The organism is Xanthobacter sp. (genome assembly GCF_041911315.1).
Lineage (GTDB): Bacteria > Pseudomonadota > Alphaproteobacteria > Rhizobiales > Xanthobacteraceae > Xanthobacter > Xanthobacter aminoxidans.
In genome coordinates, this window is record NZ_JAYRPE010000066.1 from 20,792 (window position 1) to 32,758 (window position 11,967).

12 protein-coding genes are annotated in these 11,967 nt (G+C 67.5%); 2 read left to right on the forward strand and 10 right to left on the reverse strand.

What is annotated here, in order from left to right:
* Positions 1-185 precede the first annotated feature (185 nt).
* Together ACE3QW_RS19230 and ACE3QW_RS19235 are read right to left on the reverse strand one after the other, a co-directional pair.
* Positions 186-1,337, reverse strand: a complete 1,152-nt coding sequence (locus tag ACE3QW_RS19230; RefSeq protein WP_374253305.1) for a polysaccharide biosynthesis/export family protein — start codon at positions 1,335-1,337, stop codon at positions 186-188.
* Positions 1,338-1,654: 317 nt separating this feature from the next.
* Positions 1,655-2,413: a metallophosphoesterase family protein gene (locus ACE3QW_RS19235; RefSeq protein WP_245272260.1), complete on the reverse strand. Its 759-nt coding sequence runs from the start codon at positions 2,411-2,413 to the stop codon at positions 1,655-1,657.
* 170 nt (positions 2,414-2,583) lie between these two features.
* On the opposite strand from ACE3QW_RS19235, the gene cbiB reads away from it, so the two are divergent.
* On the forward strand, positions 2,584-3,549 hold the full coding sequence (cbiB, locus tag ACE3QW_RS19240) for an adenosylcobinamide-phosphate synthase CbiB (protein ID WP_374253307.1): 966 nt from the start codon (positions 2,584-2,586) through the stop codon (positions 3,547-3,549).
* A gap of 4 nt (positions 3,550-3,553) precedes the next feature.
* Here cbiB and ACE3QW_RS19245 read toward each other — a convergent pair whose 3' ends face one another.
* From ACE3QW_RS19245 to ACE3QW_RS19280, 8 genes are all read right to left on the reverse strand, one after another.
* Positions 3,554-5,008: a cobyric acid synthase gene (locus ACE3QW_RS19245; protein WP_374253309.1), complete on the reverse strand. Its 1,455-nt coding sequence runs from the start codon at positions 5,006-5,008 to the stop codon at positions 3,554-3,556.
* On the reverse strand, positions 5,008-5,640 hold the full coding sequence (gene cobO, locus ACE3QW_RS19250) for a cob(I)yrinic acid a,c-diamide adenosyltransferase (protein ID WP_374253311.1): 633 nt from the start codon (positions 5,638-5,640) through the stop codon (positions 5,008-5,010). The genes ACE3QW_RS19245 and cobO overlap by 1 nt, the downstream gene beginning before the upstream one ends.
* The gene (gene cobU, locus ACE3QW_RS19255; protein ID WP_374253313.1) at positions 5,637-6,188 is read right to left on the reverse strand and encodes a bifunctional adenosylcobinamide kinase/adenosylcobinamide-phosphate guanylyltransferase; all 552 of its coding nucleotides are present in this window, start codon (positions 6,186-6,188) and stop codon (positions 5,637-5,639) included. The genes cobO and cobU overlap by 4 nt, the downstream gene beginning before the upstream one ends.
* Before the next feature lie 840 nt (positions 6,189-7,028).
* A complete protein-coding gene (gene rfaD, locus ACE3QW_RS19260) occupies positions 7,029-8,042 on the reverse strand; it encodes an ADP-glyceromanno-heptose 6-epimerase (protein ID WP_374253315.1) in 1,014 nt (337 codons plus the stop codon).
* Between the two features lie 88 nt (positions 8,043-8,130).
* On the reverse strand, positions 8,131-9,141 hold the full coding sequence (gene waaC / locus ACE3QW_RS19265) for a lipopolysaccharide heptosyltransferase I (RefSeq protein ID WP_374253317.1): 1,011 nt from the start codon (positions 9,139-9,141) through the stop codon (positions 8,131-8,133).
* Positions 9,138-10,160: a lipopolysaccharide heptosyltransferase II gene (gene waaF, locus ACE3QW_RS19270; RefSeq protein ID WP_374253319.1), complete on the reverse strand. Its 1,023-nt coding sequence runs from the start codon at positions 10,158-10,160 to the stop codon at positions 9,138-9,140. Before waaF ends, waaC begins: the two co-directional genes overlap by 4 nt.
* Positions 10,161-10,260: 100 nt before the next feature.
* Positions 10,261-10,731, reverse strand: coding sequence for a phasin (locus ACE3QW_RS19275; RefSeq protein ID WP_051679188.1), 471 nt, complete (start codon positions 10,729-10,731; stop codon positions 10,261-10,263).
* Between the two features lie 242 nt (positions 10,732-10,973).
* Complete coding sequence (locus ACE3QW_RS19280) at positions 10,974-11,516, reverse strand: phasin family protein (RefSeq protein ID WP_024279490.1); 543 nt, start codon at positions 11,514-11,516, stop codon at positions 10,974-10,976.
* 202 nt (positions 11,517-11,718) lie between these two features.
* Between ACE3QW_RS19280 and ACE3QW_RS19285 the strand changes: the two genes are divergently transcribed.
* A partial coding sequence (locus tag ACE3QW_RS19285) for a hypothetical protein (protein WP_374253321.1) occupies positions 11,719-11,967 on the forward strand: 249 nt, incomplete at its 3' end.

Genomic DNA, 11,967 nt, shown 5'->3' on the forward strand with positions numbered 1-11,967 from the left:
GAGCCGTTTCGCCCACCGGGAACGGATCATAGCGCGCCCGCGCGCCGCCACGCAAAATCGCCGGCCGAGCGCCTCCCGCCAAGTGACACCGCCAAAAATCACACTGAAAAAGAAAATGCCCCGGCGCCGGCCGGGGCATTTTCTTGTCTGGAGAGGACCCGCCGCCTTGGTGGCGGCGGAAATCCTCAGTTCAGGCCGTAAAGGTTGTTGTTGGTGCTGGACATGCTTTCCACGGTCAGCGCGCCGAGGAGCACGAGGTTCAGCAACTTCGTGAGTTCCACCGAACCGGCGTTGCCGATGTAGAGGACGTCCTTGTCCCGCATGGGCACCTTGGTGGAGAGCAGGTAGCCCGTCGGCTCGCGGAAGTTCACCTGATAGATGGTGGCGATCCGCTTCTCGGGGAGGTTCGAGACATCCACGCCCATCCGCTCCAGCGTGGTGCGGTTCTCGATGCGGAACAGGAAGGCCGACTGCGGGTCCGCCTGCGCGTCCACGAGGCCCGACGCCTTGGCCACCGCCTCGCTGAGGCTGATGGCGTCGTTGTCGAAGTTGAACTGCCCCTGCTTGCCGGTCGCGCCGAAGGCCAGGAAGGTCCGCGGGCGGCTGAAGATGTAGATGGTGTCTTCCGGCTGCAGATAGACGTTGTTCGCGGGCTCGCGCACCAGCCGGTTGAAGCTGATGGTCGCCTCGCGGCCGCCGCGCTGCAGCGTCACGAACAGGTCGTAGCCCTTGCTGGAGGTGGCGCCGCCGCGGCTCACGGCGTCAAGCACGCGCTCACCCGTGGGGGTGAGGGGGAAGCGCACCGGCGCGCTCACTTCGCCGATGACCGTCACCGAATTGGAGCGCTGGGACTTCACCGAGACCACCGCCTGGGGCTCGATGGCGCGATTGCGCAGGCGATCGACGATTTCCTTCTCCACCTGCGCGGGCTGCAGGCCGGCCGCCCTCACCTGCCCGGCATAGGGCACGGAGATGTTGCCGTTGACGTCCACCGTCTGGGTGGGGATGTCGACGAAATTACCGGCGCGCGAGGCCGCCTCGGCAGGGATGAAGAGGCCGCCCGAGGAGGCTTCGAAGATCGACACGCCGATGATGTCACCGACGCCGATCTTGATGTCCGGCACCGGACGGCGATCGTTGCGGAACGTGCCGATCAGGCCCTGGGAGTCCATCGTCGAGAGTACGCTGACCACCTGGGCGGTCAGCGGCACGAGCTTGTAGCTCAGGCCATCGGTGTCCTGCGTCGAGGGATTAGTCACCTCGACCGAATAGGGCCCGGATGCGGGAAGGAGATTGCAGCCGGCCAATGCGACGGACACGGCGACCGATACGGCCATCCCCGTCACGCGACGGAACCGTCCAAGCCAATTTTCGGTGGCAAAAAGCACTGCCAGAACCCCCGTGGGATGCGTGCTTCTACCTAACACGAGGGGGCAGGAGAGCATATTGCAGAGCAGCACGGAAATGGCTCAACGACGCCGTTTCCACCGCCTCTGTGGCTCATCGGCCACATGAAAAACCGTACTTGGGTAGGGCTGGATCGAGGGAAAAAGGTTAACGCTGGCAATGGGCTGCTAGTCTCGCTTTTTGCAAGCGGCGACGCAGCCGCGACTCAACACGCACGCACGCTTGCAATGCAGCGCCACCGTCGCGCTCAGGTTGCGATGAGGAAGCGGTCCGCGCCCTCGAGCACCAGGCAGGTCAGATGCCCGGTGGCATAGGCGCCAGTGTCGATGTTGATCCGGTTGCTCAGAACTTCCGGGTCCTTCATGGGCGTGTGCCCGTGAACGATGCAGTGGCCGAACCAGTCCGGATGATCCAGGAACTCCCGCCGGATCCACATCATGTCCTCGCGGCTCTGCTCTTCCAGCGGGATGCCCGGGCGCAGGCCGGCGTGGACGAACGCGTAGTCGCCGCAGACGAAATAGCTGGTGAGCTGGCGCAGGAACGAGATGTGCTCGGCGGGCACGGCGGCGCGCCACTCGTTCCAGAGCCGGGCCTCGTCCGCACCGGCGGCGGGACGCACATAGGAGAAGACGGTCTCAAGCCCGCCCATGCGCAGCCAGCGCGAGAAGGACTCCTGCGACAGCAGGGATTCGAGCATCACCGCTTCATGGTTGCCGGAGATGCAGATGGCCTTGTGGTCCTTCTGCCGCTGCATCAAGGCATCCAGCACGCCGGACGATTGCGCGCCACGGTCCACATAGTCGCCGAGATAGACCTCGACGCAGTCCGGGCCGGGGTGAGCGGCCATGTCCTCGTCGATAGCGGCCTGGAGCGCGGTGAGCAGGTCGAGACGGCCGTGGACGTCGCCGACGGCATAGATGCGCATATGGTCCGGGACGAGCGGAATGGCCGGGTCGCGATAATGTTCTGTCACGGTGCTGTTCGGGCGGATCTTCAGCATCGTCATGTCCGCAACATCCCTGCTGGTGTCAATGCCCCCGCACGAACCACTGGCAAGCCCCTAATATAACGCACAAGTTCGATTCTGGCGATCTTTTAGTTGCAGCGCAACAACAACAAGACACACAGACGTGAAGCCGTGCAATAATTTACCGCAGTGCGGTAGCGGGGGAGAGAATGACGTTCGAGCTTGCGGCACTGGCGGTCCTTTTCGAGGCCCTGCTGGGGTATCCGGCCGGACTCGTGCGGCGGATCGGCCATCCCGTGATCTGGATCGGCCGCCTCATCCTTGCACTGGATCACCGGCTCAACCGCCCGGGATTCGCCCCCGGCCGACGGCGCCTGATGGGTGTCGTTACGGTAGCGCTGGTGCTCGCGGCGGCCGCCCTGCCGGCCCTCGCGCTGGAGGTGGCTCTGCGTCCCCTCCCCTTCGGGCTGCTCATCCTTGGGCTGGCAGGGTCCAGCCTCATCGCGCAGCGCTCCCTGCACTGGCATGTGGCGCGGGTTGCCGACGCACTGGAGACCGGCAGCCTCGATGCCGCGCGCGAAGCCGTCGGCCATATCGTGGGGCGGGACCCACAGACGCTGGACGCCTCGGGCGTCGCCCGCGCCGCCATCGAGAGCCTTGCGGAGAATTTCTCCGACGGCGTGGTGGCCCCGACCCTCTGGCTGAGCGTGGCAGGCCTTCCGGGCGGCGCGGCCTACAAGGCGCTCAACACGGCCGACAGCATGATCGGGCACCTTACCGTGCGTCATGCGGCCTTCGGCTGGGCGGCCGCGCGGGCCGACGACTACGTCAACCTGCCGGCCTCGCGCCTCGCCGGAATGCTCATCATCGCCGGCGCGGCGCTGACGCCCGGTGCCCATCCCCGCCATTCCTATCGGGCCATGCTGCGCGACGCCCCGCGCCACCGCTCCCCCAACGCCGGCTGGCCGGAGGCGGCCATGGCCGGCGCGCTCGGGCTGCGACTGAACGGTCCGAAGGTCTATGCCGGCGTGCTCACGCAAGACGCCTATATGGGCGACGGCCGGCGCGAGGCGACCGCGGAGGACGTGCGCATGGCGCTCAAGGTCTACCGTCGCGCGGATGCCCTGATGATCCTGCTGGTGCTGGCCGGCGCGGGCGTGACCCTGCTGGTTTGAGGGCTCATCGCGCCAGCGCCAGCAGACGGTCGAGGTCGAGATGGGCGGCGAGATGGGCCGCCAGCGCGTCCAGCGTCGCCTCCACGCCGTCCTCATAGGCGATGCCGCCGCCCGCCCCGCCCAGCCGGGCGAGCACGGCGGCGCGGAAGGCATCGGAGGCGAATAGCCCGTGCACATACGTGCCGGCGACAAGGCCCGAGGCGGAGCGCGCGCCCTCCGGCCGCCCATTCGCGAGATGGCCGAACGGCCGCTCGCAATCGGCACCATGGGTTGCGCCCATGTGCATCTCATAGCCGTGGAAGGGCGCGCCCTCGGCGGTGCCGCGCACCTCCTCCAGCCGCTTCTCGCCCGTCAGTACGGTGTGGACATCGAGCAGGCCGAGGCCGCGCGCGATCCTGGCCTCGCCCTCCACGCCCTCGGGATCGGCGATGGTCTGCCCCAGCATCTGGTAGCCGCCGCACAGACCCATGACTGCCCCGCCGCGCCGGGCGAAGGCGAGGATATCGTGGTGGAGGCCCCCGGCCTTCAACGCCGTGAGGTCGGCGATGGTGGCCTTGGAGCCGATCAGCAGCACCAGATCGGTATCGAGCGGCAGCGTCTCATGGGGGCGGATGCGGCGCACCTCGACGCCCGGCTCGGCATCGAGCGGGTCGAGATCGTCGAAATTGGAGACGTGGGGCAGGATCGGTACGGCGATGCGCAGCCGCGCCCCGGCCTTGGGCGGCGGCGGCGCGGACAGGGCAAGGGCATCCTCCGCCGGAAGGCGGGCCGCATCGGGAAAGTGCGGCACGAGGCCGAGGGCCTCCCAGCCGGTGAGGCGCGCGATCAGATCCATGCCGGAGGCGAACAGCGCCGGGTCTCCCCGGAAGCGGTTGACGATGAAGCCGCGGATCATCGCCGCATCGGCCGGGTCGATCACCGCCTTCGTCCCGGCGAGGCTGGCGATGACGCCCCCCCGATCGATGTCGCCGATGAGCACCACCGGCACGTCCGCCGCCCGCGCAAAGCCCATGTTGGCGATGTCGGCGGCGCGCAGATTGACCTCGGAGGCGCTGCCCGCCCCTTCCACCAGCACGAGGTCGGCCTCGCCCTTGAGCCGGGTAAAACTGTCCAGCACGGCCGGCATGAGCGTGGGCTTGAGGGACTGGTAGGCGGCGGCCTTGGCGGTGCCGTGGACCTGCCCCTGCACCACCACCTGCGCGCCGGTCTCGCCCTGCGGCTTCAGCAGCACCGGGTTCATATGCACGCTCGCGCGCACCCGCGCGGCCCGCGCCTGGAGCGCCTGCGCCCGGCCGATCTCCCCGCCGTCCGCCGTCACGGCGGCATTGTTGGACATGGTCTGCGGCGTGAACGGCCGCACCTTGAACCCCCGCAGCGTGAAAGCGCGGGCAAGGCCGGCGACGATGAGGGACTTGCCCACATCCGAGCCGGTGCCCTGGAACATGAGGGCGCGGGCCATCAGAACTCGATGCCCGCCTGCGCCTTCACCCCGGCGGCGAAATGGTGCTTCACCAGCCCCATCTCGGTCACGAGATCGGCGGCGGCGAGAAGCTCGGGCTTCGCATTGCGTCCGGTGACGACCACATGCAGGCCGGAGCGCCGCGCCGCGAGGGTGGCCACCACCTCGGCGAGGTCGAGATAATCGTAGCGCAGGGCGATGTTCAATTCGTCGAGGATGAGGAGGGAGATGGTCTCGTCCGCCATCAGCTCGCGTGCCTTGCCGAAGGCGCGGGCGGCGGCGGCCTTGTCGCGGGCGAGGTCCTGGGTTTCCCAGGTGAAGCCCTCGCCCATGGTGTGCCAGCTCACGCGATCACCGAAGGCCTGAAAGGCGTCCTGCTCGCCCGTCTGCCAGGCCCCCTTGATGAACTGGACCACGCCGACCCGTCCGCCACGCCCCAGCATCCGCAACGCAAGGCCGAAGGCCGCCGTGCTCTTGCCCTTGCCGGGTCCGGTGTGAACCACCAGCAGGCCCTTCTCGATGGTCTTTTCGGCCACCTCCTTGTCCTGCACCGCCTTGCGCTTTTCCATCTTGGCGCGATGCCGGGCGGCGGCCTCGTCTTCGGCGGGAGAGGGGGGGACGGGATCGCTCACGGCGTCACTTCCTTCACGGTCAGGGGGAGGCCGGCCACCACCAGCACCACCTTGCGGGCGCGGACGGCGAGGCGTTGGTTGAGGAGGCCGGCGGCGTCACGGAAGCGGCGGGCCAGCGCATTGTCGGGGACGATGCCGAAGCCGACCTCGTTGGCGACGCAAATGGTCGGCCCCGGCCGGGCGGCAACGGCGGCATCCAGCACCGCCGCCTCGGCGTCGAGGTCGTGGTCGGCGAGGAGATGGTTGGTGAGCCAGAGGGTAAGGCAATCCACCAGCACCGGCCGATGCGGCGGAAGCGCGCCAAGCGCGGCGGCGAGATCGAACGGCGCCTCCACCGTCTCCCACCCCTCGCCCCTTCTGCCGCGATGCTGCGCGACGCGCGCCTCCATCTCGGGGTCAGGCTGCCCGCCATAGCCGAGCTGGGCCGTGGCGACATAGGCCCAGGGGCCGGCATGGCGCACGGTCTCGCCTTCCGCGAACCGGCTCTTGCCGGAGCGGGCGCCGCCGAGGACGAGAACGAGATCGCAGGCCGAAGCAGCCCCCGCCATTAGGCGCGCACCATGGCCGGCACCCCGAAGCACCGGTGTGAGGCGCGGCTCGCACGACCGGCCCGGCACAGTCTCATCACGTCTCCTCCACCGCCAACTCCGGCGAAACAGCCGCGACTATAGGCATGGGTCCCCCGCCCGCAAACCGACGCCACGGTGAATGCCAGGCGCGGGGATACCTCCGCAAACACCACCGCCGCGCCCCTCCCATCCCGATCGGCCGGACGGGCCGGGAAAGCTTCGCGACCCCGTCTGGCGGGTCGGGCGCACTCCAAATCACTTTAAAAGAATGATATTTTTCATATAAATCAGTTATTTATGGTTAATGTTTAACGTTAACTTACATGGCTGGACGCAAGAGGCGTCACGCGAAACTTGTATTTCATTATAAAAATCAACAAATTAATGAATAAATCTGATAGTATGTGGTTTTTTAATACCTCTTAACATATTACATTAACACATCCACTTATTCCAATATCATATTGATGAATAATGATTTTTTGATTAAAGGAAAATATTCCGGCCAATGCCAATAGCCCGCCCAGTGACGGGAGAGACACGTGCCCTCCCCTCCGCACTCCGTTTTTCCGTGATGTCTGCTGGTGTTGGCTCGGCAAGGGCGCTCCAGCCCCTGCCCTTCCTCTCGAGGCGTTGACCGGCAACGTTGCAAGCGCTTACAGCTGGGCGCGACCGCTTGTATTCGCGGGCCGATGCGATGTTACGGACAAAACGGCGCTGCCGCTGCCCGTAGAGGTGCCTTTATACCAATATTCAGGTGTGAGACTTTGTGAAACGGGCGCCCGTCCCAGCACCGGAGCGGCTGAGCCGCCCCGCCCCTCACCCTGCGGTGTTGCGCGGCTTCAGATGGCGGTTCACATAGGCCGAAACACCGTCCTCAAGCGAGGTAAACGGCCGGGTGAAGCCCGCCGCGCGCAGCTTGGAGACGTCGGCCTGGGTGAAATACTGGTAGGCCTTCTGCAGGCTCTCCGGCATGTCCACGTAGGTGATGTTCGGCTCTTTGCCGAGCGCGGTGAACACCGCCGTCGCGAGATCCGCGAAGGAGCGCGCCTCGCCGGTGCCCACATTGAAGATGCCGGACACGTCCGGGCTCTCCAGCAGCCAGCGCACCACTTCCACGCAGTCGCCCACATAGACGAAGTCGCGCAATTGCCCGCCATCCGTGTAGCGCGGGTCGTGGGACTTGAAGAGCGTCACGCTCTCCCCCGCCTCGGCGTTCGGATAGATCTTGTGCACCACCGAGCGCATGTCGCCCTTGTGGGCCTCACCGGGGCCGTAGACGTTGAAGAAGCGCAGGCCGGCAAACTGGGGCGGCCGGGGCCGCCCTTCGGCGATATCAGCCATGATGCGGCGATCCACGAACAGCTTGGACCAGCCATAGGGATTGAGCGGGGCGAGCGCGGCGAGATCGCCCCCCGCCTCGGAATCGCGAAAGCCGAGGGTGCCGTCGCCATAGGTCGCGGCCGAGGAGGCGAAGATCAGGCCCAGCGCCTTGCGCGCGCACAGGTCCCACAGGTCCAGCGTCGCGCGGATGTTGCGGGCGACGATCTTGTCGGCGTCGCGTTCGGTGGTGGCGGAAATGGCGCCCATATGGACCACCGCGGCCAGCCGCCCGCCTTCCTTCTCCACGAAGTCGTTGATCGTCTCGGGACGGATCACGTCATGGAGCGGAATGTCGGAAATGTTGCGCCATTTGGGGCCGTCTTCCAGCCAGTCGGCCACGACCACGCGATAGCCGTCTTCCGCCGCCGCGCGGGCGATGTTGGAGCCGATGAAGCCCGCGCCGCCGGTGACGAGCAGAAGGTCACGACTCAACGCCACCGATCGGGTCATAGCGGGCATCCCATCCGTTCCACCGGGCGCAGGATGTGCCACACACGCCGACACCTTGTCCATCTCGACCGTGGCCGAAACGCCCGTATCAGGTTGCCGCGCCCAGCCTGCCGAGCGCCTGCCAGACCTCGGCGGCGGAGATGTCGGAAAGGCAGGGCGGCCCCTCGATGGTCTCGGGCGCGATGCGGCAGCGGGCCTTCTCGCAGGGCGCGCAATCGCGCCGCGCCTTCAGTTCCGTGACGCAGGGGCCGAACAGGCCGGTCAGCACCGGGTTGGTAGGTCCATAGAGACCGACGGTCGGCACCCCGTAGGCCGCGGCAAGATGGCCGAGGCCGGTGTCGACAGTCACCACGCCCGCCGCTCCGGCGATCTCAGGGGCGAGCCCCTCCAGCCCCTGGGGCGGCAGCAGGCGCACATTGTCCTGTCCGGCAGCGATGGCTTCAGCGCGGGTCCGCTCTTCGGCGCCGTGGGCGAACAGGCGCACCTCCACCCCTGCCTCACCCGCCAGCGCCGCCAAGGCGCGCCAACCGTCGAGGGTCCAGGTCTTGGTCGGCCACGTGGTGCCGTGCAGGAAGACGAGATAGGGCACGCCGCCGGGGGCGGGCCGCAGCCCCGTGTCGGCGGGCAGATCGTCGAGCCGATAGCCGAGCGCCGCAGCGAACAGCTTGCGGAGGCGCACCGCCATGTGCTCCACCTCGGGCACATGATGGCGCGTGCCATAGAGCAGGCTCGCCAGCCCTTCGCGCGCGCTCGCCCGGTCGAAGCCGTGGCGCGGGCCACGGGCGAGCGCGGCCACGGCGGCGCTCTTCATCAGCCCCTGGCCGTCGATGACGAGATCGTAGGGCTCGGCCGCCAGCGCCGCCCTCACCCGCATTGCCTCCCCATTGGAAACCACGGCGAGCGGCCGGCGCGACAGGCGGCGGAGCGGAACGGTGATGGTGCGGCGGACGGCGGGATGGAGCCGGGCGACCGGCGCGAAAGCCTCCTCCACCGCCCAGTCCACCGTCAGCCCGGGCACGCGGGCGGCGGCGTCCGTCAGCGCGGGGAAGGTGTGGACCACATCCCCCAGCGACGACAGCTTCACCAGCAGCAGCTTCATCGGCGCATTTGCTCGGCCGCAGCCAGCACATCCTCGGCGGCGATGCCTTCAAGGCACGCCAGCGTCTTGAGCGGGCATTCCCGCTTGTGGCAGGGCCGGCACGGCAAATCGCGGGAGACCACCCGGGCGAAGGGCGAGGCCGGGGGCGTCATCTTCTCGGACGACGCGCCGTAGATCACCACCAGCCTGCGGTCGAAGGCGCCGGCGATGTGCATCAGCCCGGAATCGTTGGAAATCACCACGTCCGCCCCCGCGAGGATGGCGGCGGCCTCGATGAGGGTGGTGCGGCCGACGAGATTGTCCACCGGCACGCCAGCCGTCTCCTCGATGGCGCGCGCCGCATCGGCATCCTTGGGCGAACCGAGGATGCGGATGCGATAGCCGTCCTTCACCGCAAGTGCGGCAAGCGTCGCGAACTTCGCCGCCGGCCAGCGTTTGGCAGGGCCGTACTCGGCACCTGGGCAGAGCACCATCACCGGCCCCTCGCCGGCGAGGGGATACTTGGCGGCGGCAACATCCACGGCACCATCGGGCAGCATCAGGCGCGGGCGCGGGGCGCGGGCGATGGAGCCCGGCGGCAGGCCAAGGGCGACGAAGCGATCCAGCGTGCGGGCGGTCTTGCGGTCGGGGTCGGGGCGCGCGTCGGTGAGAAGGGCGCTGCGCAGCTCGGCGCGATAGCCGACACGCTCGGGAATCTCGGCGGCGAGCGGAACGATGGCGGCCTTGAACGCCCGCGGCAGGATGATGGCCTTGCCGTAGCCTTCGCCGCGCAAGGCGCGTCCCGCCTTCCAGCGGGCGAGGAGGCCGAGTTCGCCATGGCCCAGCCCCAGCGGGATGGTGCGGCGAACGCCGGGGATCATGCGGGCGACGGGAAGGGAGGCGGGCGGCGCCATCACATCGATGGGCCGGCCGGGCTCGCGCAGGCGCAGCACGTCCACAAGGCTCGCCGCCATAACCATGTCACCGACCCACGAGGGGCCGATCAGCAGGAGCGGCGAGACTGAACCAAGGGCACGCATGCGATAACTCGCGGGGTGGAACGCCCCGCGTCATGACAAGGCGGACCCGCCGCGTCAAGCACGCTGGCCCGGACGCGGCGGTCGTTGAGGGAGCGAAAGCTCAGGCGGTCGGACGGATCTTCTCAACCGACGACTTGATCGGCTCGGACGAGTCCGCGGCGACCTTCTGCGCGAGGGCGGACAGATCCTTGGCCTGGCCGGTCAGCGTCTCGAACTGCTTGCGGACGTGGCCGGTGGAGAGTTCCACGGCCTCGGCGAGCGTCTTGGCCGTCAGGAGCGAATTGAAATAGTCGAACGCCGAGTTCACGTTCGATTGAACCGCCTCGAGCACCTTGGCATTGTACTGGGCCACGCCCTTGGAGGCGGTGGTGGCGCTTTCCTCGAGGGCGGAATTCACCTGCTCGGCGGCGGCCTTCAGCTTGCCGTAGTTCTCGCGGTAGGCGGCGAGACCCTTTTCCGCGATTTCGCGCACCGCCGGCGGCACTTCGACGGCCGGAACGGCATGAGTCGAGAACGCCTTTTTCGCCGCCTCGATCTGATCCTGATAAGCCTTGATGAAGGTGTCGTTCATGTCATCCTCGGAAACGGGGCATGGCGATCCGTGCCGAGGCGCATTGCTGCAGTGCCACCAGAATGAAACGCGACGCGCAGCGCCGTGCAACGCTTGCATTCCGGACATTCTAGGTGAGCTGTGTTTACCCCGACGATAGGGTTATACAGCAGTAAACGTGCAGCGCAAAATGAAATTCTGCGCTGCACAAGTCAAGCTTTCGCGCGCACCGGGGGTACGCGCGGACCGGTAGAGTAATCCCGTCAGCCCTTCTGATTGGGATCGGTGGCCTTGGCCGCAGCCGCCTGGGCTTCGCGCACCGCGGTCTCGCCCACCGTCTTCAGGTCCTGGGCGACGGCCTGGGCGCTCTGGGCGGCGGACGCGGCGAGGGCCTTCAGCCGCTCGGCGAGGGTGCGGGCGTGCTCGTCCATGGTGCGCACGGCGTTTTCGCCGAGAGCCTTGGCGTCGTCGCCGAAGGCCTTGGCCTGCTCGGAAACGGTCTTCAGCTGGTTGGTGAGGAACTCGGCCTGCAGGCTCATCATCTCCTGCGGGCTCTTGGCCGCGACAAGCTTGTGCAGGAAGTCGAAGCTCGCCTCGACATTGGCTTCCATCAGCCCGATGGCCTTCTGGCGGAAGTCCTTGATGTTGGAGCGAACCTCCTCGATATGGCCTTCGCTCTCGCCGACCGTCTCACGCGCATTCTGGAACAGCGTCTCGAACGCCTGGCGAGCCTGCGCCACATTCTTCTCGGCAATGGCACGCATTTCAGGGGGCAGCTCCAGCTCCGGACCGAACTTCGTCGTCATGGCCGTCTCTCCTCCGGTGTCGGGCGGCGCAAGCCACCGCACAGCGACCGATCTTAATCTACGGTAGTGCCGCTTCGCCAATATGAATGGCAGGCGCGCGGCGAAGTTGCACTGACGTTAATCAATGGCGGCGAGAATATGAGCCGGCGGGGTGGTCCCGCCTTTGTTCCCTCCTCCTCCGCAAGGTGCGATCCTGCAAACGATGACGCAGCACCACGGCAGCCCGGACGACCCGTCTCTCCTCTCCGGGGAGAGCGTGGAGGCCATCGCGTCCGCTCTTCCAGGCGCGGAGGCGGTGCTGGCGCCCCTCGCGCGGCAGGAATTCGTCTCCTTCCTTCTCGATCTCGGCACCGGGCGCATGCTGGCGGCGACGTCGGCGGCCGCCCGGCTTGCGATCGCGCCCGGTGAACCGGCGCCCGAGCCGGTGATGACGGCGGCCACCCGCCTCGCC

What these genes read in the sequence shown, in the direction of transcription:
- ACE3QW_RS19230 (WP_374253305.1), bottom strand. Translation starts at nt 1,337, where the DNA reads ATGGCCGTATCGGTCGCCGTGTCCGTCGCATTGGCCGGCTGCAATCTC.
- ACE3QW_RS19235 (WP_245272260.1), bottom strand. Translation starts at nt 2,413, where the DNA reads ATGACGATGCTGAAGATCCGCCCGAACAGCACCGTGACAGAACATTAT.
- cbiB (WP_374253307.1), top strand. Translation starts at nt 2,584, where the DNA reads ATGACGTTCGAGCTTGCGGCACTGGCGGTCCTTTTCGAGGCCCTGCTG.
- ACE3QW_RS19245 (WP_374253309.1), bottom strand. Translation starts at nt 5,008, where the DNA reads ATGGCCCGCGCCCTCATGTTCCAGGGCACCGGCTCGGATGTGGGCAAG.
- cobU (WP_374253313.1), bottom strand. Translation starts at nt 6,188, where the DNA reads ATGGCGGGGGCTGCTTCGGCCTGCGATCTCGTTCTCGTCCTCGGCGGC.
- rfaD (WP_374253315.1), bottom strand. Translation starts at nt 8,042, where the DNA reads ATGACCCGATCGGTGGCGTTGAGTCGTGACCTTCTGCTCGTCACCGGC.
- waaC (WP_374253317.1), bottom strand. Translation starts at nt 9,141, where the DNA reads ATGAAGCTGCTGCTGGTGAAGCTGTCGTCGCTGGGGGATGTGGTCCAC.
- waaF (WP_374253319.1), bottom strand. Translation starts at nt 10,160, where the DNA reads ATGCGTGCCCTTGGTTCAGTCTCGCCGCTCCTGCTGATCGGCCCCTCG.
- ACE3QW_RS19275 (WP_051679188.1), bottom strand. Translation starts at nt 10,731, where the DNA reads ATGAACGACACCTTCATCAAGGCTTATCAGGATCAGATCGAGGCGGCG.
- ACE3QW_RS19280 (WP_024279490.1), bottom strand. Translation starts at nt 11,516, where the DNA reads ATGACGACGAAGTTCGGTCCGGAGCTGGAGCTGCCCCCTGAAATGCGT.